Below are 21423 nucleotides of genomic sequence, written 5' to 3'. Positions count from 1 at the left end.
AATCCTGCAAACCACGGGCGGTAGCCCCGCCCCGTCTCACAGAATCGGGGGATCGAGGTCGTGACCGACTCGCACAACTCCGGACAGCACAAGGACCGGGAAGCAGCGGCGGCCGAGGTCCGGAGGATGTGGCAGCCGACCCCTTCCTGGACCCAGCCGGATCCCAATGCCGTCCCCGAATCCGAACCCGAAGCGGCCGACCAGGCCGAGCAGCCGGACGCGCTCTCCCAGGACTTCCCGGGCGACGCGTGGTCCCAGCCGGCCGCGGCGACCCCGGCCGAGGCACCGCAGACGCAGGCCCAGCCGTGGGCCGCCAAGCCGGCTGACCCGGAGCCGGAGGCCGAGGTGGAAGAACCGGCCGATCCCTGGCGGGCCGCCAAGCCGGTCAACCCGGCACCGGTCGACCCATGGAGCACGCCGACTGCTGCTGGCGACCCCTGGAAGCAGCAGAACGAGGCCCCGCAACAGCAGCAGCCCGGGCTGTCTCCGGCCGCTCAGCACTTCTTCCCGCAGGGCATCCCTGGGCAGCACGCGCCGCAGCCCGAGCGGCAGGTCTCGTACCGCGCCGACGAACTCCTGCAGGCACTCCCGTTGCCTCGCGAAGCTCCGGCGGAGAAGGGCGTTCGCAGCGTACTGCGGCTTCGCCCTGGCACCGCCGAGCGCAGTGAGCGGATCGCCCGCGCTACTGCCGCGACCGCCTTCCGCCGGCCGGTCACCATCACCGTCGCCAACCCCAAGGGCGGCTCCGGTAAGACGCCGACCACACTGCTGCTCGCGGGCGCGCTCGGTCAGGCACGGGGTGGCGGCGTCGTGGCCTGGGACAACAACGAGCTGCGCGGCAACATGCACCTGCGTACGCACGACACGAACGCCAGGTCCACCGTCACCGACCTGCTGCAGGCGATGACGATGCTGACTCAGCCCGACGCTCGTCTCGGCGACGTCGGCGCGTACCTGCGGCACCAGGTGTCCGGCCAGTACGACGTACTGACGTCCGCCACCACGACGTACGCGCAGATCGAGGCGAAAGACTTCGACCAGATTCACCGGCTGCTGAGCCGCTTCTACAAGGTGCTGGTGATCGACACCGGTAACAACGAGGGCTCCAGCAACTGGCGCGAGGCGATGAAGGCGTCCGACGTCCTCGTCATCCCGATCAAGTGGAAGAGCCTGTCCTGCGCGGCTGCCGTGCAGATGCTCGAGGAGCTGGACCACCAGGGACCGGACGCGCAACGGCTGATCCGGCGCGCGGTGATCGCCGTCAGCAACGGCCCCGGCGACGTCAACAAGGAGGTCGAGAAGCAACTGCGCCCGTACTTCGAATCGCGCGCAGCCGCCGTCGTCGACATCCCGACCGACCCGCACATCGCCGCCGAAGGTCCGCTCGACCACTCGGCTCTCCAGCCGGCCACCCGCCGGGCCGCCCTGGAGCTAGCGGCCAAGGTCGCCGAGCAGATCACGATCGCACTGAACGTTCCGCGCTAGTTCGCAAGACAACGGCGGGTGGTGGCTCATCGAGCCACCACCCGCTTCTTTGTTGTCAGACGTCTCGCTTCTTGAGCACCTTCGAGCCCGCCCATAGTCCGCCGACAGCCCAGAGAACCAGGACCACGAGGCTCAGGGTGGGGGAGAGCGGGTCGGTGCTGCCGGAGAGGAAGTTCTGGCCGGCTCCGCCTGGGAGCAGCGCGGCGAACCAGACGAGCGCCCGGATGCTGCTCTGGCCGAGCATCAGCGGAATCATCATCAGCAGCAGGAACGCGGCCGTCAGCGTCCCCGCCGTACTGCGAATCAGGAACGCGATGCCGGCCGTGAAGAGCCCGGTCAGGGTCAGATAGGCCGCGATCGACAGGACATCGACGGCGAGCGTGGCGGCATCCCAGTCGGCCCAGTGGCCCATCGCGAGTCCACCGGAGACGGCTGCGAGCAGGCCGACCATGAGTCCGTAGAGGAAGAGGACCGGAGTCAGTACTGCGGCCTTGGCGAGCACGACGTCACGGCGTACCGGCGTCCATTGCACTGTCGAACGGATGCTGCCGGACGAGTACTCCGAGGTCACGGGAAGCATCGCGAAGGCGGCGACCACGACCTGCAGGATCAGCACCACGCTGACGCCGACTCCACCGACGGCGGACTGTCCGGGAAGGTCACCCTGCGGCCGATGGGAGTTCTCGTACGCCGTGGAGAAGCCGAACTGGATGCCGAGCAGTCCGGTCAGTCCCAGACCTGCGATGAGGTTCAGCCAGCTCGATCGGACCGTCCACAGCTTGGTCCATTCCGAGGCGATCGCGCCGGGGAGACCGGTCGACCTCTGGTGGACCGTGATGGTTGCTGTGCTCATCGTTCTCCTGCCTTGACCAGTTCGGGTTCAGCCTCGAGCTGAGGTTGAGGGGTACGCCGGGAGCGGCGCCGGTGCCGGACGACCTCGACGACCGCTGTCACGGCGAGCGCGAGACCGATGCCCAGGGCGACGCCCTTCAGCGGGTTGTCCTCGAAGGCCTTGCCGCCCAGGTAGCCGACGAGCGAGCAATAAGTGCCCCAGGAGACGGCGGCGAGGGCGGCGAACAGGGAGAAGTGACGGAGTCGGTACCGGACTGCGCCCATCGTCAGCGTGACCGCCGTACGTCCACCCGGTACGTAGCGGGCGACGACGAGGACCAGGCCGCCGCGTTCGTCGAGTGCGTTGCGGGACCAGGTGACCATCGCGTGCCGCTTCGTTCCTGGTTTCGAACGGTCCATCAAGCGTCCACCGGTGCCTCGTCCGAAGGCGTACGAGACGTGGTCCCCGACGAACGCGCCGGCCGCGGCGACCGCGATCACGGCGTACAGGTTGGGCTCACCGGTAGCGGCGAAGACGCCGGCCATCACGACCAGGGTCTCGCTCGGGATCGCTGGGAAGAAGCCGTCGAGGGCGGCGAAGCCGAACAGGGCAAGGTAGATCCAGGGCGATGACATGAGCTCTTGCGCGAAATGCAGGATCGCGTCGGTCATGAAGCCACCGCCACGCCGTACTCGACGCTGTCGGCGGTCAGCTCCATGTAGGCCTCTTCGAGCGACGCCTGCTTGGTGCGCAACTCGTGCAAGCGAATCCCGAGCTCGTGAGCGAGGTCTCCCACCCGCTCCGCCGGTACGCCAGTGACGACCAACGTGTCGACGCCGGAGTCGATCCGCTCCGCCTCGCCGGCCAGCCGGTCCCGCAGTACGGCGAGGTCGGCGCGGACCGGGACGCGTACGTGAACGGCGCTCTGCGACGAGCCGGCGATCACCGTGCCGATCGGGGCGTCGGCGATGAGCCGGCCGCGGCCGATCACCACCAGCTGGTCGGCGGTGAGCTGCATCTCGCTCATCAGGTGACTGGACACGAACACGGTCCGGCCCTCCGCCGCCAGCGAGCGCATCAGGTCGCGGACCCAGCGGACGCCGTCCGGGTCGAGGCCGTTGACCGGCTCGTCGAACATCAGCACCTCGGGATCGCCGAGCAGCGCGCCGGCGATACCGAGCCGTTGGCCCATCCCGAGCGAGTACTGGCCGGCCTTCTTCCGGTCGACCGTGTCCAAGCCGACGATCGAGATCACCTCGTCCGCCCGGCTGACCGGGATGCCGTTGCTGCGGGCCATCGCGATCAGGTGGTTGCGGGCACTGCGGCGTGGGTGGAGCGCCTTCGCATCGAGCAGCGCGCCGACCTTGCGCAGCGGCACCGGCCACTCGGCGTACGGGCGGCCGTCCACCAGGGCGGTGCCGCTGGTGGGGGTGTCGAGGCCGAGGATCATCCGCATCGTGGTGGACTTGCCGGCGCCGTTCGGGCCGAGGAAGCCGGTCACCCGGCCGGGGACGACGCTGAGGTCGAGACCGTCGACGGCGGTCGTCGCGCCGTAGTTCTTGGTGAGTCCTTCGAGGGTGATCACGAGGGCCCTTCCCTGGTTCGTTGTGTGGTTACGAACCTAGGAATCGCCGGTCGGCGGCACATCGGACTTCCGGCGGGACCGACCCCCGACTTTCGTCAGGTACGGCGTCAGCCGCCGGGCCTGTGGATGGGGCGTCAGGACCTGGCCGCGCAGTGGATACCATTCCCGGTGTGACGGCCTGCTGTGGGCCGGCCTGATGCGAGGAGTGAACGTGGCGGAAGTCAAGGTCCATCTGATCGGCGTCGAGGGCGAGGCTGAGCGGAGTGTGACCGAGACGACGACGATCGGGGAGCTGTTCGCCGAGCTCTTCGGTCAGGATCGCTCCGCCATCGCCGCCAAGGTCAACGGAGAACTGCGCGATCTGGCCCGGGTGGTCGAGGACGGCGACGAGATCGAGCCGGTGAAGAGCGACTCGGCCGACGGTCTCGCGGTCATCCGGCACTCCACCGCGCACGTGCTCGCCCAAGCGGTGCAGGACCTGTTCCCGGAGGCGAAGCTGGGCATCGGCCCGCCGGTCGAGAACGGCTTCTACTACGACTTCGACGTGGCCACGCCGTTCACCCCGGACGACCTGACCAAGCTCGAGAAGAAGATGCAGCAGATCATCAAGGAGCGCCAGCGGTTCAGCCGCCGGGCGGTCTCCGACGACGACGCGCGCACCGAGCTGGCCGGCGAGCCGTACAAGCTGGAGCTGATCGGCATCAAGGGCTCCGCCTCCGCGGACGCCGCCGAAGGGGCCAATGTCGAGGTCGGTGCCGGTGAGCTGACGATCTACGACAACATCCGGCGCGACGACACGGTCGCCTGGAAGGACCTCTGCCGTGGCCCGCACGTCCCGGCCACCGGGTATCTGGGCAACTTCAAGCTGATGCGCGTCGCCGCGGCGTACTGGCGTGGCAGCGAGAAGAACCCGCAGCTGCAGCGCATATACGGCACCGCGTGGGACACCCGCGACGCGCTGAAGGCGTATCTGAACCACTTGGAGGAGGCCGCCAAGCGCGACCACCGCAAGTTGGGCACCGAGCTTGACCTGTTCAGCTTCCCGGACGAGATCGGCTCCGGCCTCGCGGTCTTCCACCCCAAGGGCGGCGTGCTGCGCAAGGTGATGGAGGACTACTCCCGCCAGCGGCACGTCGAGGACGGCTACGAGTTCGTCTACACCCCGCACATCACCAAGGCGCAGCTGTTCCAGACCTCGGGGCACTTGGACTGGTACGCCGACGGCATGTACCCACCGATGCACCTGGACGAGGAGCGCGGGCCGGACGGCGAGATCCGCAAGCAGGGTCAGGACTACTACCTGAAGCCGATGAACTGCCCGATGCACAACCTGATCTTCGACTCGCGCGGCCGGTCGTACCGCGAACTGCCGATGCGGCTGTTCGAGTTCGGCACCGTGTACCGGTTGGAGAAGTCGGGCGTCATCCACGGGATGACCCGGGCGCGCGGCTTCACGCAGGACGACGCGCACATCTACTGCACCCGCGAGCAGATGCGCGACGAGCTTCGCGGCCTGCTGAACTTCGTGCTCGGCCTGCTCGCCGACTACGGCCTGGACGACTTCTACCTCGAGCTGTCGACCAAGAACCCGGAGAAGTTCGTCGGTTCCGACGAGGTCTGGGAGGAAGCCACCGAGACCCTGCGCGAGGTCGCCGAGGGGTCCGGGCTGGAGCTGATCCCGGATCCAGGTGGCGCCGCGTTCTACGGGCCGAAGATCTCCGTCCAGGCGCGCGACGCGATCGGCCGGACCTGGCAGATGTCGACGATCCAGCTGGACTTCAACCTGCCGGAGCGGTTCGAGCTGGAGTACACGGCACCGGATGGATCGCGGCAGCGACCGGTGATGATTCACCGGGCGCTCTTCGGGTCGATCGAGCGGTTCGTCGCGGTGCTGACCGAGCACTACGCCGGTGTCTTCCCGCCGTGGCTCGCGCCGGTCCAGGTGATCGGGATCCCGATCACGGACGGGCACGTGGACTACCTGTTCGAGGTGGCGGCGCAGCTCAAGAAGGAAGGCATCCGGATCGAGGTGGACGCCTCGGACGACCGGATGCAGAAGAAGATCCGGAACGCCCAGAAGGCGAAGGTGCCGTACATGCTGATCGCCGGCGACGAGGACATGGCGGCCGGCTCGGTCTCCTTCCGCTACCGCGACGGCAGCCAGAAGAACGGCATCCCGATCGCCGACGCCGTCGCCGAGATCGTCGACACGGTCAAGAAGCGCGCCCAGGTATGACGAACGACCCCAACCTGCCCGGTCAGCCACTCGAGGCAGGCGACGAAGCCACTTCGCCGTACGAGCCGGTGGAATTGACCGGGCAGGACGGGGCCGGGGTGCCGGATCCGTTCTTGCGGTTGTGGACGCCGCATCGGATGGCGTACATCGCGGGGGAGAACAAGCCGACCAGTACCGATGCTGGGTCGGGGTGCCCGTTCTGCCGGATCCCGGGGCTGTCCGATGCGGACGGGCTGATCGCGGCACGCGCGGAGACGGCGTACGCAGTACTGAATCTGTATCCGTACAACCCCGGTCACCTGATGGTCGTGCCGTACCGGCATGTCGCCGACTACACCGAGCTGACGCCGGCCGAGGTCCAGGACGTGGCGAAGCTGACCCAGCAGGCGATGCAGGCGGTCCGGATCGTCTCAGCAGCCCACGGCTTCAACATCGGCATGAACCAGGGCGAGATCGCCGGCGCCGGCATCGCCGCCCACCTCCACCAGCACGTAGTCCCACGCTGGGGCGGCGACACCAACTTCATGCCGGTCATCGGCCAGACCAAAGTCCTCCCCCAACTCCTCACCGACACCCGAGCCCTCCTAGCCAAGTCCTGGCCAACAGACTGATCAGCGGATGAAGAGGGGGAGGACCGGGCCGACGATTGCGGTGAGGGTGTCCAGGGAGACCGGGCGGGCGGGGGTGGTGAGGCCGGTGACGCGGACGACGCGGCGGCCTTCGCGGAAGACGAGTTCGCCCTGGTCGGGCAGGTAGTAGCCGGGGTTGCCGATCGGGGCGAAGGCCGGCGGGGGAGTTGTGGCCGCCTCGGGCATGGTGTCGGGGTAGAACGATTCGACGATCGAGACGGTCGCGTCGAAGGTTCCCCAGATGCAGGTCAGCGCCCCGTTCACCCGGTAGTCGCGCCGCAGCAGCACCTGCGCCCCGACGAACCGTTCCGCCGCCGAGTTCGACACCTGGCAAGCAGCGTCCGCCTGGCGAGCGTTTCGTAGTACGGACGGTACTGCGGCACGCACGGCCAACCCGATCGCCACCGCCTTGGCGCGATCGATCCCGGTCGCCGTACTCCGGTCGATCCCGCCCGGCGAGGTGATCCGGACGACCCGGTCGTCGACCACGAAGGCCAGCCGGGCAGCCCCGAGCCGGGCGTCCGGACCGAGTTCGGGGACGGTCCGGGTGAGACCGTTCGTCAGCCGGCTCAGCGAATCCGGCTGTTTCGGCAGCGCACTCACCCCGACCTGCACCGGCCGGTCGTCGAGCAGCAGGGTGCACAGGTCGAGCGCCGGCAGACCGCCGTCGTTCCAGGCGTACGGCTTGGCGGTGACCTTCACGCCGAGCTGCTTGCCGAGGTGGGCGCTGATCGCCGTGCAAACCTGGGGACCGGGCGCACCCGCCGACCCGTCGAGGCCCTCCGGCTGCGGCGGCTCCACGACAGCCGGTACGACGGTGGTCGGTGGTCCGGCCGGTGGTCGCGCGCCATCAGCCCGGCGCGCCACCGAGCAGCCCGTCACCGGAACCACCATCACCACGACCGCAAGCAGCAGGCGAAACGAGGCGGCGGCACGGGGCAGTAGGGCGCGGGGCGGGGCGGTACGGCGTACGGTCATGGAGCCTCCCAGTGAGGCAATGGTGCGCCTTCGGGGTGGCGCTGTCATCCGAACGCCGGTCGCCTGGTCTACGATCGCGTCGCCATGCTTAACAGATTCCGGCAGTTCTGGACCAAGGTGATCTCGCCGATCGCCAACCTCTTGCTGAAGCTCGGCGTGAGCGCCGACGCGGTCACACTGGTCGGCACCATCGGTGTCTGCGCCGGTGCGCTGATCTTCTTCCCGCGCGGCCATATCTGGCTGGGCACGGTGGTGATCACCTGTTTCGTCTTCTCCGACCTGATCGACGGCTACATGGCCCGCACCTCGGGCACGTCGTCGAAGTGGGGTTCGTACCTGGACTCCACCCTCGACCGGCTCGGCGACGGCGCGATCTTCGGCGGCCTCGTCCTGTACTACGCGGGCTCGGCCGGCCACTCGCGCTGGATGGCGGCCGTCACGCTGTGGGCCCTGGTGATGGGCGCGACCACGTCGTACGCGCGCGCCAAGGCCGAGAGCCTCGGCCTGCAGGCCAGCGGCGGCCTCGCCGAACGCTCGGACCGGCTGGTCTCGGTGCTCGTGATCGCCTTCTTCTCCGACGTGCTCAACCTGCCGATCCTGCTGAAGATCGTCCTCTGGGCGCTCGCGATCGCCAGTACGATCACCGTCGTCCAGCGCACCCTGAGCGTCCGCAAACAGGTCCTCGCCGACCCCGCCAATGCCGGTCTCGACAAGCCGCCGGCGGCCGGCAACGGTGAGGCCCATCCGCCCGCGACTTCCTGAGCGATGGAGGCTCTTCGGCAGCGCGTGGTCGATCTGGCGTTCGCGCTCGCCTGGGCATTGGTACGACGGTTGCCGGAGCGGGTCGTCACGGCGGTGTTCAACCGGGTCGCCGACTTCGTCGTACGGCGGAACGGGCGCGGCGTGCAGCGCCTTCGCTCGAACCTCGCCGTCGTCCGCCCGACAGCAACGCCGATCGATCTCGACGAGCTGACCGCGGCCGGGATGCGTTCGTACCTGCGCTACTGGCAGGAGGCATTCCGGCTGCCCGATTGGGATGCCGACCGGATCGTCGGCCGCGTCCGGACCGTCAACGAGAAGCTGCTCCGCGACGCTCATGAGGCCGGCCGCGGCGTCATCTGCGCACTCCCGCACCTCGCGAACTACGACCACGCCGGTGCCTGGGCCGGCCAGACCGGGATGCCGGTCTCAACCGTCGCGGAACGCCTGCGACCGGAGTCCCTCTTCGACCGCTTCGTTGCCTACCGCAAGAAGCTCGGCATGGAGGTCCTCCCGCTCACCGGCAGCGACGATCACGTGTTCGGCGTACTGGCGGAACGGCTGCGAGCAGGTGGGTTCGTCTGCCTCGTCGCCGATCGAGATCTGAGCGAGCGCGGCGTACCGGTCACGTTCTTCGGTCGCCAGTCGCGCATGCCCGCCGGCCCGGCCGCGCTGAGCGTCCGCACCGGCGCTCCGCTCATCCCTGCGACGTTGCACTACGACGGCCCCGATCTGGTCATCACGTTCCACGAGACGATCGAGCGCGACGGTGGTCCCGCCACGATGACCCAGCGCTGCGCGGACGCCTTCGCCGAGGGGATCGCCGCGCATCCGCAGGACTGGCACATGCTGCAGCGGATCTTCGTGGACTGATGAAGATCGGCCTGGTCTGCCCCTACTCCCTGGGGACACCGGGGGGAGTGCAGAACCACGTCCGCGATCTCGCCGAGGCCTTGCTGTCCCGCGGCCACGAGGTGTCGGTGCTCGCCCCCGTCGACGAGGGACAGCCCGCTCCGCCGTACGTCGTGAGCGCGGGTCACGCCGTCGGTGTGCCTTACAACGGCTCGGTCGCGCGGGTGACCTTCGGACCCCGTACTGCGGCCCGGGTGCGCGCGTGGCTTGCCGAGGGGGCGTTCGACGTCGTCCACGTGCACGAGCCGACCACACCGAGCGCCTCGATCATCGCGTTGTGGTCCGGCGACGGGCCGTTCGTCGCGACCTTCCACACCTGGCAGGTCCGATCGCGCGCGATGAGCGCGGCGGCCGGGCTGCTCCGGCCGGCGCTGGAGAAGCTCGACGCGCGGATCGCGGTATCGGAGAACGCGCGGTCGATGATGGTGCAGCACATCGGCGGCGAGGCGGTCGTTATCCCGAACGGTCTCTACACGGCCCGCTTCTCCGGCCGGCCGCGACCGGAGTGGCAGGGGGCGGACGGAACGATCAGCTTCCTCGGCCGGATCGACGAACCCCGCAAGGGTCTCGCCGTCCTGCTCGCCGCGGTCCCGCACCTGGTGACCGAGCGCCCCCAGCTCCGGGTGCTGGTCGCCGGTGCCGGGCAGGCTGATGAGGCACGGCGATCACTGCCGCCGTTCTGCCGTGAGAACGTTCTGTTTCTCGGGTCGATCGATGATGCGGCGCGGGCCGACATGTTCGCCGGCTCCGATGTGTACGTGGCGCCGCACACCGGCGGGGAGAGTTTCGGCATCGTGCTGCTCGAGGCGATGGCTTCCGGAGCGCCGGTGCTGGCGAGCGACCTGGCTGCCTTCCGGCAGGTGCTCGACGGTGGACGGCTGGGGGAGTTGTTCGAGCCGGGCAATGCGGCCGCGCTCGCCCGGTCTGCTTCGCGGCTGCTCGGATCGGCCGACGAGCGGTCCAAGCTCCGCGAGGCCGGGCGGAGCGCAGTACGAAGGTATGACTGGGATGCGCTGATCGGTGAGCTCGTAGCCGTCTACGAGCTGGTCGCTCGCCGCCACTGAAGCCTGCCGCTAGCCGCGCGTGCCGCTAGCGGAGGCGGTGCTTGCGGAGGCAGCGGCTAGCGGAGCTCTGCGGCGGTGGTGGCGATGGCGTCCAGGTCGCCCGGGGTCGGGTGCCAGGGGAGCTGCAGCGGGTCGTCCTTGTAGCGGGGGATGACGTGCAGGTGGGTGTGGAACACGCTCTGCCAGGCGTCGGCGCCGATGCAGCTGAGCAGGTTGGCGCCGTCCGCGTCGAGGCGCTCGATGACGCGCGAGACGAGCGACTGGGCGAGCAGGGTCGCCGCGGTGAGATCTTCCGGAGTGCTTTCCCGCAGGTCGTTGGCATGCGCGCGCGGGATCACCAGCAGATGCCCGCGGGTGGCCGGGTTGATGTCCATGAAGGCGATCGCCCGCTCGTTCGACGCCACCTGCTGCGAAGGGATGGTGCCGTCGACGATTCCACAGAAAAGACAGTTCTCACTCATGTCCCCAACCCTAGTGCGGAGGACACGGGTGGAGTGGCTGGCCTAAGCTGCGTTTCGCCCGATCCGATCAGCGACCAGGAGCCTGATGCCCGACGAACTGCTGCGCCCGACCATCGGCGCCGGCGTCGACATGTCCGTGCGTCCCTGGCGGCTGATGTCGCAGGCGTACGTCGCCTTCTTCGGCGGCGTCGTCTCCACGACGGTGATCGCCTTCCTCAACGCGCGCCGGCTCGGTGTCGCTCCGGACAAGCGTCGTCTGATCCTGCTGGCCGGCGCGGTCGGCCTGATCGTGGCCGCGGTCGTCATCGCGCTCGTCGACAACTCCACGCTGAGCGGCGTCCGCGTCGCGATCCGGGTGGTCGCCGTCGTCACCTGCCTCGCTCAGCTCAGGATCCAGCGGCCGATGGACCGTGCTTTCCAGCTTCGCGGCCAGGATTACCGCTCGCTCTGGCTTCCGGGCCTCGCGGCCGTGATCGGCGGCGGCATCGTCGAGGCGCTGTTGCTCGCGGCCGTGGCGGTGGTCCTGTGAACGAGCCGAGCGAGGCGCGGCTGCAGATGGCCGGTCATTGGTTGCAGATCGGTCATCCCGAGCGGACCCTCGACGAACTGCAGGGGCTGTGGGGCGATGCGGCGCTCGACTACCGGGCGTACCTCTTCCGGGGCGCGGCTCTGCACGCATTGGAGCGCAATACCGAAGCTATCGACGTACTGCGTGATGGCTTGTCGCAGTACGGCCAGTCGCCGCTGCTACTCCAGGTGCTTGGTTCGGCCCTTCGAGCTGAGGGGCGTCTGCCAGAGGCCGAGGCGACTTTCCTGCAAGGCCTCAGCATGGATCCGAACGAACCGGATCTGCTGATCGGCTATGCGATGGTCTGTCTCGCCGCTGGGCAGGCCGAGAAGGCTGCCGCGCTGGTGGAGCGCGCTGCCTCGCATGCTCCGGAGAGCGCTGCTGTGTCCGGGGCACGGGCGCAGGTCGCGTTCGCGCTCGGCAAGGACAAGGAGATGTTCCGGCACACCGAGGAAGCGCTCTCCCACGATCCCGAGGATCCGAACGCACGAGCACTGCACGGTACGGCGTCCATGCTCACCGGCGATCCACGGTCGGGATACCGCTCTCTCGCATCCGCCGCCGCAGCTCACCCCGACGACCCGGATCTCCGCGCCGCGGCCCGAAGCGCCAAGCTGGCGAACCACCCGCTGCTCTTGCCGCTCCGCCCGTTCCAACGCTTCAACCCACTCGTGGTCTGGGTGTGCGCGGTCGCCGTGATCTACGGCCTCCGCGCCGCCCACCTAGGAGTAGCCGCCGGCGTGGCAGCGATAGCGTGGTTCGCGTTCTGCGTGTACTCCTGGGTCGCGCCGCCACTAGTACGCCGCTGGATCAACCGAAAGTGGGGCTCATGACAGACCGGATCTCCGCGCTGCGTAAGGCGGTTGAGGCGAACCCGGACGACGTGCTGCTGCGGCTCGTGTTGGCGGAATCCCTCGTCACCGCCGGGGAGACCGAGGCGGCGCTGGATCAGTACGTCGTACTGCTGGACCAGCACGGTGTACCCGATGACCAGTTGGTCGCGGTCGGTGAGTTGGCGGCGGCGAACGGGCGGCTCGCGTTGGTGCGGAGCTGCCTCGAGACGGCGCGTCAAGCCGGAGTCGTCGAAGGCACTGGCCGGCTGCAGCAGTTGGTGGACGAGATGATCACCAGCCGCAGCGGTGTGAAGGTGAAGGTCGGGGCCGAGGTCGGCGAGGACTACGCGAGCGACCTGACTCGCGAGCTGACGACCTTCGACCAGGTCGGTGGGATGGAGGAGATCAAGCGCATCATCCATCGGATGGTGATCCTCCCGTTGAGCCGGCCGGAGCTCTACTCGAAGTACGGGCGTCGGTCGGGTGGCGGCGTGATGCTCTACGGGCCGCCCGGCTGTGGGAAGACGCTGCTGGCCCGCGCGACCGCCGGCGAGTGCGGTCTGCCGTTCGTGAATGTGCGGATCGAGGACGTGATGGATCCGTACCTCGGGGTCTCCGAGCGGAACCTGCATGCCGCATTCGAGCGAGCGCGGGCCAATGCTCCGTGCGTGCTGTTCCTCGACGAGCTGGACGCGCTCGCGTTCGCCCGGCACAAGCACGGCGGTTCGGAATCACGCCGGCTGGTCGACGTACTGCTTCAGGAGCTCGACGCGATCGGTTCCGACAACGACGGTCTGCTCGTCCTCGCGGCAACCAACGCGCCCTGGGATGTTGACGAGGCGATGTTGCGACCGGGGCGGTTCGACCGGGTGATCTTCGTACCGCCGCCCGACGAGCCGGCTCGCGCGGACATCCTCAAGGTGCTGCTGAAGGACGTGCCCGCCGACAAGCTGGACCTCGCCGCCGTCGCCCAGGGCGCCCCGATGTTCAGCGGCGCAGATCTCCGCGCCCTGGTCGAACGCTCGGTCGACCGCGTCATCGACGAAGCCCTCAGCACTGGCGGAGAGCCACCCCTCTCGATGCGCCACCTCACGGAGGCACTCCCGACCGTCAAGCCGTCCACACTCGACTGGCTGCACCGCGTCCGCTCGTACATCGAGTTCGCCAACCAGGCCGAACGCTACGACGACGTGGCCGCCTACCTCCGCACCAAGGACGTCCGCCGCCGCCTCTCCTAGGACGACTTCACTCGGGCAGCCGCTGAGTCAGGCATCGGCTCGTAGCGGGCGAAGGTTCTCGAGAACGAGGCAGCGCCGTGGGAGAGCGATCTCAGGTCGATCGCATAGCGAGTGATCTCGACCTGCGGAACCTCGGCCTTCACCATCGTGCGGTTCTCGCCGACCCGTTCGGTGCCCAGCAGACGGCCCCGCCGCCCGGACAGATCGCTCATCACCGAGCCGACGAGATCATCAGGAACCAGCACCGAGACAAGATCCACCGGCTCCAGCAGATTCACCTTGGTCGCGTTCGCCGCCTCCCGCAGCGCAAGCCCGCCGGCCATCTGGAACGCCATGTCCGACGAGTCGACGCTGTGCGCCTTGCCGTCGAGCAGCGTGACCCGGATGTTCACCACCGGATACCCGGCACCGACTCCGCGCTCCATCTGCGCGCGGACCCCCTTCTCCACACTGGGGATGAACTGCCGCGGCACCGACCCACCAACAACCTTGTCGACGAACTCGAACTCGTTTCCCTCCGGCAGCGGTTCCACCTCGATATCGCAGACGGCGTACTGGCCGTGCCCGCCGGACTGCTTCACATGCCGCCCATGCCCCTTCGCCTTGCCGCCGAACGTCTCCCGCAGCGGCACCCGAAGCTCCACGGTGTCCACCGTCACGCCGTACCGATTGGCCAGTGCATCCAGTACGACGTCCGAGTGCGCCTCGCCCATGCACCAGAGCACGATCTGATGCGTCTCCGGGTTCTGCTCGATCCGCAACGTCGGATCCTCGGCGGCAAGCCGCTGTAGTCCGACCGACAACTTGTCCTCGTCCGTCTTCGCATGAGCCTGTACGGCGACAGGGAGCAGCGGCTCCGGCATGGTCCACGGCTTGAGCAGCAGCGGTTCCGCCTTGTCGGACAAGGTGTCGCCGGTCTCGGCACGGGTCAGCCGGCCGATCGCGCACAGATCACCCGCGACCACGTTCGACGCGGGTCGCTGCTGCTTGCCCAACGGGAACGACAGGGTGCCGATCCGCTCGTCCTCGTCGTGGTCGGCGTGCGTGTTGCCCTCACCGAAGAAGGACGTGAAATGGCCCGACACGTGAACCGTCGTGTCGGGCCTGATGGTGCCGGAGAACACCCGGACCAGGCTGACCCTGCCGACGTACGGGTCCGACGTCGTCTTCACCACCTCGGCGAGCAGCGGCCCGGCCGGGTCGCAGGGCAGCTTCTTCTTCGGTACGCCGTGCGGCGAGAACACCTCCGGCACCGGGTGCTCGGTCGGCGAGGGGAACCCACTCGTCGCGATCTCGAGCAGCTCGAGGGTGCCGACCCCGGTGCCGCTACAGACCGGGATCACCGGGAAGAACGACCCGCGGGCGACCGCTCTCTCGAGGTCCTCGATCAGCACGTCCTGGCCGATCTGCTCACCACCGAGATAGCGCTCCATCAGCGACTCGTCCTCGGACTCCTCGATGATGCCTTCGATCAGGGTGCCGCGCTGTTCCTCGATCTCGTCCGCGTACGACGGGTCGGGATCGTGCGTGGTCCGCTTGCCGTTCTCGTACTTGTACTGCGTCTGGCTCAGCAACCCGACCAGGCCGTCACCGGTCGGCAGGTAGAGCGGCAGAACCTTGTCCCCGAACGCGTTCTGGGCAGCGGAGAGCGCGTTCTGGTAGTTCGCCCGGGCGTGATCGAGCTTGGTGACGACGACCGCACGCGGCATCCCGACCTGGTCGCACTCCTGCCAGAGCGCCTTGGTCGGCTCGTCGACGGATTCGTTCGCCGGGATCACGAACAGAGCGCAGTCCGCCGCTCTCAGCCCGGCCCGGAGTTCGCCGACGAAATCGGCGTACCCAGGGGTGTCGATCAAGTTCACCTTGATGCCGTCGTGGGGGAGCGACGCGAGCGCCAGCCCGACGGACCGCTGCTGCCGGATCTCCGCCTCGTCGCTGTCGCAGACCGTCGTACCGTCGAGCACGGACCCCGGTCTGTTCAGCACCCCGGAGGCGACCAGCAACGCCTCGACGAGGGTGGTCTTGCCGGCACCCGACGGCCCGACAAGCACCACATTACGAATGGCGGCCGGACTGTCCGCACTGGGAGCGGCTCCGGCGCCCTGGGAAGTATTCGCCTTGTCTGCCATGACGTTCCTCCTAGCTAGCCACCATTCCCCCAACCCCCCACCCAGCACAACCCCCGCGTCCGGACTACCGACCCCACCCTCGCCAGCCGCACCCGCGCCAGCCGCACCCCGTCAGTCCCACCTTCGAAGCTCCGGGCGGCGTCCAGCCGGGGCGAACGGGCGACCTTGTGCTCCACCTGACCATTCCAAGGCCGTCGGAATGGTCAGGTGGAGCACAAAGACGAGGGTGCCGCGGCCGGACTGGAGGGTTAGCGGCCGGGGGCGGATGTCGAGGGGATCGGGGTGGTGGGGGTGAGGGCGGTGAGGACGGCTTGGAGGTCGTCGGGGTGTAGGCGAGGTGCCGGCTGTGGGGTCGCTCGCAGTTGTGCGAGTTCGGCGGCGAGGTTCTCGTTGTCGGCGACGTGGCGCGCCAGGTCGAGGCGAAGGTTGACGAGCTCGGCGGCGTGGTCAGCGCGTAGTTGCTGCTCCGTGCGGGCTTGTTCTTCGGCGGCGGTGCGGAGGGCGACGGTTGACTGCTCGGCTGTCTTGAGTGCACGCTCGGCACCGGCGAGTTGATCCGTGAGTGCCAGGCGAGCGGCGGTCTCCCGGGCCTGAGCTGTCTCGGCTGCTCGTAGACGGTCCCGCGCTAGTTCCAGCTCAGCCCTCAGGGCCTCGCGTTCGTGATGGGCGGCGTCTCGCTCGGTTGAAGCTCGCTCAGCTAGTACTGCGGTGTCGCGCGACTCCTTCTCGGCAGCCGCGACCCGCTGCTCGAGCCGCTCGGCGAGTAGCTCAGTACGGCGCTGGGCAGCGGTCGCCTGGTCAGCCTCGTGGCGAGCGGCACCCAAAGCTTCTGTGGCTTGCAGAGCTTGGCGTGCTGCCGCGTTGGCGCGGTCAACGGCTTCGGTGCGTTCCTTGGCAGCTCTCTCGGCAGCGGCTGCACTCTGCCGAGCTCTGCTCTCCGCCTGTTCACGTGCTTCCTCGGCAGCGAGCCGGGTGCGCTCCGCTTCTGCCACCTGGGCGTGCGCGGTCTCAACCGCCGCAACCGCCGCAGCCTCGACCTCATCCAGTCTGGTGGTCACCGCAGTCAGCGCAGCAGTCAGCGCATCAACAGGACCTCGTACTGCGTCCAGCTGGTCTCGCAGCCGCTCTGCGTCCAGCCGGAACGTGCTGCTCCCGGCATCCAGTCCCAGCGCTCCCAGAGCCTCCCGCTCAGCCCGGGCCATCTGCGAACAAGTCCGTCCGCCTTCCCAGCGGGTGTCCCGGCAAAAACTCCGCGGCCGCCCGCCCTGCGTTCCAGGCACCGGCAACTCAGCCCGGCATTTGCTGTATCCACATCGCCCAGCATCAATTTCCACGCTCCGAAGCGTAGGAGTTAGCAGTTACAAAACTGAATAACCGGTACGGCGTTTCCAAAACCAAACCATAAACCCACGAAACCAGCGTTTCGTTGGCGCGACGGCGCGGCAACCCGAAACGGGCAACCCAGCAGGGAAGATCGCCCCATGGACGATCGCCCCGAGGACTTCGCAGGAGATGCACTCGCCGTGCTCGAGGCGGCCGGCATGCGGGCCCCCAAAGCCGGACCGAGGCCAGGAGGACCGGGTGGACCGGGGTCTGGTGGACCGGGCGAGCTGGTTGCGGGTGGGGATGGGGTTTGGCCGGGGGTTGAGGACGGCGCGGCGTTGCAGCGGCTGGTGATGGAGTGGTTGAGTCAGTACTCCAACCAAGGCACTCGGCAGACCTACGCCTACGCGCTCGGGCTCCCGCAGGAGTGGGCGATCTGGAGTCCGCCGCCGACGCACGTAGTACGGAAGAGTCCTCCAGCGGCAAGCAGTGGAGTATTGCATGAGCTGGCCTGGTTCAGGTGGTGTGCGGCGAGAGCAATGGATCCACGGGAAGCAACCGGTACGCACGTGAAGGCCTGGCTGCATTCGCTTGAAGCAGCAGGTGCCAGCAAGCGCACCAGGCAGCGCATGCTTTCCACGCTCTCCGCCTTCTACGCCTACCTCACAGAGCTCGGTGCAGTCCCAGCAAACCCAGCCGCGCTCAACCGCACCCGCCTAGGCCTCAACCGCAGCGCCCGCGACGCCTCACCCACCATCCGCCTCACCGCAACCCAACTGAAAGCCCTGCTGGACGCAGCAGCTCAGCTCCCCAACAAGACGCGCCACCGCAGCCTGTACGCCGCCCGCGCGGTCGCCGTAGTCGCTCTACTCACCCTAGGCCTCCGGATCTCAGAGCTGGTCGGCCTGGACCGCGACAACCTCATGGTCTCCGGCGGCGAACCCATGCTGCGGGTACTAGGCAAGGGAGGAATCCACCGCGAGGTCTACCTCACCGCACTAGCCAGCACAGCACTAGAGAACTACCTAGCCGAGCGCGATCGCACAGCCCAAGCCACGGCACCCGCAGTACGGGGCCGAACGAATGCCAGCACCAGCCCGCTGATAGCAACTCGCGAGGGCACCCGTTGCTCCCGCTTCGACCTCAACGCCCTGCTCCGCCGCATCGCAGTACAGGCTGGACCAGCTCTGCAGGACGTAGCCGACCGCGTTCACCCGCACGCCCTCCGCCATGCCTACGTGACGATCGCACTGGAGCAAGAGGCCCGGATCCAGCACATCCAGGCCGACGTCGGTCACGCCAGCATCGCCACTACTCAGTACTACGACCGCAACCGCCGGACCCGCGAAACCACCGCAGCGGACCTCGTCGAGGCGGCGATCCGGGCAGCCGACTCTGCGCCTTCGGCCTGAACCGCCGGTCGTGGGCCCGTCGGACCCCAGGTCTCGATACTGTCGCCGCATGCGTAGGGGATTCATGACCGCCGTCTCGGCGGCTTTCGCCGGCCTGGTGCTCGCCGGTTTCGCAAGCGCCGCACCGGCAGCGGCCGCACCGGGCGAAACGGGCGAGGCGGGTGATGTCGTACGGAATCTGCAGATCGACTACAACGTCACGGCCGACGGCGTCCTGAAGGTCAAGGAGACGATCGCCTACCACTTCGGCAGCTCCGGCCGGCACGGCATCTACCGCAACCTGATCACCCGCGAGGCCTGGGTCGACGACAAGTCGAAGGACCAGAAGTACGAGATCTCGAACATCGGGGTCGACAGCCCCACGCACGCGCCGGACACCTTCGACACCACCACGAACAAGTCGAACGGCCAGCGCGACCAGAGCATCCAGATCAAGATCGGCGACCCCAACAGCACGATCACCGGCACCGAGGCGACGTACGTCATCACGTACGACGTACGCGGCGCGCTCCGGCATTTCGCCGACCACAGCGAGCTCTACTGGGATGCCACCGGCAACGGCTGGACCGCGCCGCTCGCCAAGGTCACCGTGAACGCGACCGTCCCGCAGGGCGTTCAGAACGTGACCTGCTCCGCGGGGCCGGCCGGTTCCCAGGCGAAGTGCCAGCAGGCGTCGGTCGCCAACGGACGGGCAACCTTCACCCAGGCCAACATCCCCGTCGGCCAGCAACTCACCATCGTCGCGGGGATCGAGGCGGGCGCGGTCAAGAACGACAGCCCGATCGTGGTCGACCCGCCCAGCCTGCTCGAACGCCTCGGTCTCAAGGTCCGCGATCTGATCATCGCCGGCCTGGTCTCGTTCGTCGCCGTCCTCGGCGGAGTGCTCTACCGGATCTTCGGCGGCAAGGACGAGCGGTTCGCCGGTCTGCCGCCGGGCACCTTCCCGCCGAGCGGCATGAACGCGGCGACAGTCAAGGACGATCTGAAGGAGAGCCAGCTGCCGGTCGCGTTCTCGCCGCCGAAGATCCCGGTCGCCGAAGGCGGTCTGCTGATCGACGCGGTGGCGAACACGACCGAGACCGCGGCCACCCTGATCGACCTCGCCGTGCGTGGCGGCGTACGGATCGACAACACCGGCGCTGAGCAGAAGGCCGTGCTCCTCAACCCGGCCGTCGCCACCGCACCTCACGAACAGATCTTGATGCAAGGCTTGTTCCCCGGCCTGCAACCAGGTTCCGAGATCACCCTTGAGCGGCGCGGTGTCGGCGACACGTCGATGCGCCAGGCGCACGACGCGATGATCAACCAGCTCCGCGAGCAGATCAAACAGCGCAACTGGTACGTGCGGTTGCCGCGCGCAGGTGGTGGTTCCAGCGTCGGTGGTGGCGCGCTGGGCGGCTGCCTGGCGGTGGTCGCGCTGGCAGTCGTCGGCTCCGGCGTCGTCGGGACCGGCGTCTCTGCTGCCTCGGGCAACATCGGCCGCGCGATCACCTTCCTGGTCCCGGCGGTCTTCGTGATCTTCGGCTTCGCGCTGTGGCTCGGCAAGCGGGGCAAAGGCAAGCGGAACCCGGCGGGCCGGGCAGTCACCGACCAGCTGGTCGGGTTCCGGACCTATCTCGCGACGGCCGAGGCCGATCAGCTGAAGTTCGAGGAGGGCGAGGACATCTTCAGCAAGTACTTGCCCTGGGCCATCGCTTTCGAACTCGCCGATCGCTGGCAGCGGGTCTGCGCCCAGCTGGTCGCGGCCGGGCGGATCCCGGCCGACCCCTACTGGTATGCCGGTCCTTCGTACTACAACTCAGGATTCGCGGCCGGCAACATCAGTCAGACCGTGGCGCACACCTTCGACCCACCACCGGCTCCGGCCGGCAGTGGCGGAGGCGGCGGCAGCTCCTCCGGCTTCAGCGGTGGCAGCTCCGGCGGCGGTGGTGGCGGCGGAGGCGGCGGTTCCTGGTAACTCCTCCGGTCAGACCTTGCCGCCGGCGGCGGCCGGTGCGGTCGGGTCGGACTCGTTCGGGCCGGAGACCTCGCGGGCCAGGAAGTCCTCGAGGTGGAAGAGGTTGTCGCCGGCCCGCTTCGCGACGTTGACGAGCGTCGTCATCGCGGAGACCTCCTCGACCTGCTCCTTGAGGAACCACTGCATGAACTGCTCGCCGACGTAGTCACCGTCGTCGCGGGCGGTCCGGGCCAGGGTCTCGATCTGCTTGGTGACCGTGATCTCCTGCTGCAGCGCGAGTTCCAGCGGCTCGAGCGCGGACTTGAAGTCGTTCACGACCTCGCCGACCGCGGGGATGTGCGGCCGGATGTCCATGTCCAGCAGGTACTGGACCATCATCATCGCGTGGTTGCGCTCTTCCAGGGACTGCTTGTAGAAGTGCGTGGCGAGCTGCGGGAGGTCCTGGTCGTCGTACCAGACCGCGACCGCCGTGTACTGCTGGGAGGCCGTGAATTCGTTGCGGATCTGTTCTTGAAGGAGTTTCGCGTACGTGCTCATACGGGCAATCTAGTGCTCTTGCAGAGAATTCTCACCGTTGGCGAGGCTGGCCTAACGGCGTGTCATGTCAGCCCGGCAACGTGCGACCGGATCGCAGGCAGATTGCCGAGCGGCGCGAAGTACCCGCTCACGCCGTGGTCGAAAGTGATCGCCGCGATCCCTTGCTGCAGCCAGACCGGAGCCTGTACGACGGCGTCGGCCGGCGTCAGTGCGAGCACCAGAACCTCCTCGTCCGGCTCCGCCAGCCCGTTCTCCACCGCGAACGTCCGGGCCCGCTCCGCCGTCGTGAAAGCCATCAGAAAAGGCTGATCCGCGTGCACTCCGACGAACGGCTGCGGGTTGTCCGGCTCACCGCGCTGGACGAACCACCAGCGCTCCAGCGAGAACGTTGCCTTCCACAACTTCTCCTGGTTCTCGGTGTTCGGGTCGGCCGCCACGGCCTCGGCGAGAGTGTCAGTTGCTGAGGTCATAACTCCAAAGGTACG

Annotated in this window: 20 protein-coding genes; 11 read left to right on the top strand and 9 right to left on the bottom strand. The window is 68.2% G+C overall.

Features of this window, described 5'->3' with window-relative positions; translation table 11 throughout:
* Nucleotides 1-60 precede the first annotated feature (60 nt).
* The gene (locus tag ABZ004_RS05775; RefSeq protein ID WP_355678607.1) at nucleotides 61-1485 is read left to right on the top strand and encodes an AAA family ATPase; all 1425 of its coding nucleotides are present in this window, start codon (nucleotides 61-63) and stop codon (nucleotides 1483-1485) included.
* A gap of 55 nt (nucleotides 1486-1540) precedes the next feature.
* On the opposite strand, the gene ABZ004_RS05770 is transcribed toward ABZ004_RS05775, so the two are convergent.
* Genes ABZ004_RS05770 through ABZ004_RS05760 form a run of 3 tightly spaced genes read right to left on the bottom strand, consistent with a single transcriptional unit; the run spans nucleotide 1541 to nucleotide 3902 of the window.
* A complete protein-coding gene (locus ABZ004_RS05770; RefSeq protein WP_355678606.1) occupies nucleotides 1541-2338 on the bottom strand; it encodes an ABC transporter permease in 798 nt (265 codons plus the stop codon).
* Entirely contained in the window at nucleotides 2335-2988 is a 654-nt protein-coding gene (locus ABZ004_RS05765; RefSeq protein WP_355678605.1) for a DedA family protein, read from the bottom strand. Before ABZ004_RS05765 ends, ABZ004_RS05770 begins: the two co-directional genes overlap by 4 nt.
* Nucleotides 2985-3902, bottom strand: coding sequence for an ATP-binding cassette domain-containing protein (locus tag ABZ004_RS05760; RefSeq protein WP_355678604.1), 918 nt, complete (start codon nucleotides 3900-3902; stop codon nucleotides 2985-2987). The genes ABZ004_RS05765 and ABZ004_RS05760 overlap by 4 nt, the downstream gene beginning before the upstream one ends.
* Before the next feature lie 211 nt (nucleotides 3903-4113).
* On the opposite strand from ABZ004_RS05760, the gene thrS reads away from it, so the two are divergent.
* A complete protein-coding gene (thrS, locus tag ABZ004_RS05755) occupies nucleotides 4114-6138 on the top strand; it encodes a threonine--tRNA ligase (RefSeq protein WP_355678603.1) in 2025 nt (674 codons plus the stop codon).
* A complete protein-coding gene (locus ABZ004_RS05750) occupies nucleotides 6135-6749 on the top strand; it encodes an HIT domain-containing protein (RefSeq protein ID WP_355678602.1) in 615 nt (204 codons plus the stop codon). Before thrS ends, ABZ004_RS05750 begins: the two co-directional genes overlap by 4 nt.
* Here ABZ004_RS05750 and ABZ004_RS05745 read toward each other — a convergent pair whose 3' ends face one another.
* Entirely contained in the window at nucleotides 6750-7745 is a 996-nt protein-coding gene (locus tag ABZ004_RS05745; RefSeq protein ID WP_355678601.1) for a hypothetical protein, read from the bottom strand. It lies immediately after the preceding gene.
* An 84-nt stretch (nucleotides 7746-7829) separates the two neighbouring features.
* Between ABZ004_RS05745 and pgsA the strand changes: the two genes are divergently transcribed.
* From pgsA to ABZ004_RS05730, 3 genes are read left to right on the top strand one after another with little or no spacing between them, the layout of a single operon-like run.
* On the top strand, nucleotides 7830-8507 hold the full coding sequence (pgsA, locus tag ABZ004_RS05740) for a phosphatidylinositol phosphate synthase (RefSeq protein ID WP_355678600.1): 678 nt from the start codon (nucleotides 7830-7832) through the stop codon (nucleotides 8505-8507).
* A 3-nt stretch (nucleotides 8508-8510) separates the two neighbouring features.
* Nucleotides 8511-9377: a phosphatidylinositol mannoside acyltransferase gene (locus tag ABZ004_RS05735; protein WP_355678599.1), complete on the top strand. Its 867-nt coding sequence runs from the start codon at nucleotides 8511-8513 to the stop codon at nucleotides 9375-9377.
* Nucleotides 9377-10480: a glycosyltransferase family 4 protein gene (locus ABZ004_RS05730; RefSeq protein ID WP_355678598.1), complete on the top strand. Its 1104-nt coding sequence runs from the start codon at nucleotides 9377-9379 to the stop codon at nucleotides 10478-10480. The genes ABZ004_RS05735 and ABZ004_RS05730 overlap by 1 nt, the downstream gene beginning before the upstream one ends.
* Nucleotides 10481-10536: 56 nt before the next feature.
* Here ABZ004_RS05730 and ABZ004_RS05725 read toward each other — a convergent pair whose 3' ends face one another.
* Nucleotides 10537-10941 (bottom strand): HIT family protein, encoded by a 405-nt coding sequence (locus ABZ004_RS05725; protein WP_355678597.1) that lies wholly within the window; start codon nucleotides 10939-10941, stop codon nucleotides 10537-10539.
* An 85-nt stretch (nucleotides 10942-11026) separates the two neighbouring features.
* Here ABZ004_RS05725 and ABZ004_RS05720 point away from each other — a divergent pair, with 85 nt between their 5' ends.
* The 3 genes from ABZ004_RS05720 to ABZ004_RS05710 are packed head-to-tail and all read left to right on the top strand — an operon-like array spanning nucleotide 11027 to nucleotide 13580.
* Nucleotides 11027-11470 (top strand): hypothetical protein, encoded by a 444-nt coding sequence (locus ABZ004_RS05720; RefSeq protein WP_355678596.1) that lies wholly within the window; start codon nucleotides 11027-11029, stop codon nucleotides 11468-11470.
* Nucleotides 11467-12342 (top strand): tetratricopeptide repeat protein, encoded by an 876-nt coding sequence (locus ABZ004_RS05715; RefSeq protein WP_355678595.1) that lies wholly within the window; start codon nucleotides 11467-11469, stop codon nucleotides 12340-12342. Before ABZ004_RS05720 ends, ABZ004_RS05715 begins: the two co-directional genes overlap by 4 nt.
* Entirely contained in the window at nucleotides 12339-13580 is a 1242-nt protein-coding gene (locus ABZ004_RS05710) for a tetratricopeptide repeat protein (RefSeq protein ID WP_355678594.1), read from the top strand. Before ABZ004_RS05715 ends, ABZ004_RS05710 begins: the two co-directional genes overlap by 4 nt.
* Here ABZ004_RS05710 and ABZ004_RS05705 read toward each other — a convergent pair.
* The gene (locus tag ABZ004_RS05705; protein ID WP_355678593.1) at nucleotides 13577-15709 is read right to left on the bottom strand and encodes an elongation factor G-like protein EF-G2; all 2133 of its coding nucleotides are present in this window, start codon (nucleotides 15707-15709) and stop codon (nucleotides 13577-13579) included. The two genes, ABZ004_RS05710 and ABZ004_RS05705, sit on opposite strands and share 4 nt — an antisense overlap.
* A gap of 248 nt (nucleotides 15710-15957) precedes the next feature.
* Entirely contained in the window at nucleotides 15958-16911 is a 954-nt protein-coding gene (locus tag ABZ004_RS05700; RefSeq protein WP_355678592.1) for a hypothetical protein, read from the bottom strand.
* A 279-nt stretch (nucleotides 16912-17190) separates the two neighbouring features.
* On the opposite strand from ABZ004_RS05700, the gene ABZ004_RS05695 reads away from it, so the two are divergent.
* Both ABZ004_RS05695 and ABZ004_RS05690 read left to right on the top strand, forming a co-directional pair.
* Entirely contained in the window at nucleotides 17191-18444 is a 1254-nt protein-coding gene (locus ABZ004_RS05695; RefSeq protein WP_355678591.1) for a tyrosine-type recombinase/integrase, read from the top strand.
* A 49-nt stretch (nucleotides 18445-18493) separates the two neighbouring features.
* Nucleotides 18494-20401, top strand: coding sequence for a DUF2207 domain-containing protein (locus ABZ004_RS05690; RefSeq protein ID WP_355678590.1), 1908 nt, complete (start codon nucleotides 18494-18496; stop codon nucleotides 20399-20401).
* Nucleotides 20402-20410: 9 nt separating this feature from the next.
* On the opposite strand, the gene ABZ004_RS05685 is transcribed toward ABZ004_RS05690, so the two are convergent.
* Nucleotides 20411-20938: a ferritin gene (locus ABZ004_RS05685; RefSeq protein WP_355678589.1), complete on the bottom strand. Its 528-nt coding sequence runs from the start codon at nucleotides 20936-20938 to the stop codon at nucleotides 20411-20413.
* A gap of 62 nt (nucleotides 20939-21000) precedes the next feature.
* Entirely contained in the window at nucleotides 21001-21408 is a 408-nt protein-coding gene (locus ABZ004_RS05680) for a hypothetical protein (RefSeq protein ID WP_355678588.1), read from the bottom strand.
* Nucleotides 21409-21423: the final 15 nt, after the last annotated feature.

The organism is Kribbella sp. NPDC006257, assembly GCF_040613535.1.
Taxonomy (GTDB): Bacteria; Actinomycetota; Actinomycetes; order Propionibacteriales; family Kribbellaceae; genus Kribbella.
This window is presented reverse-complemented; position numbering and strand designations above follow the sequence as displayed.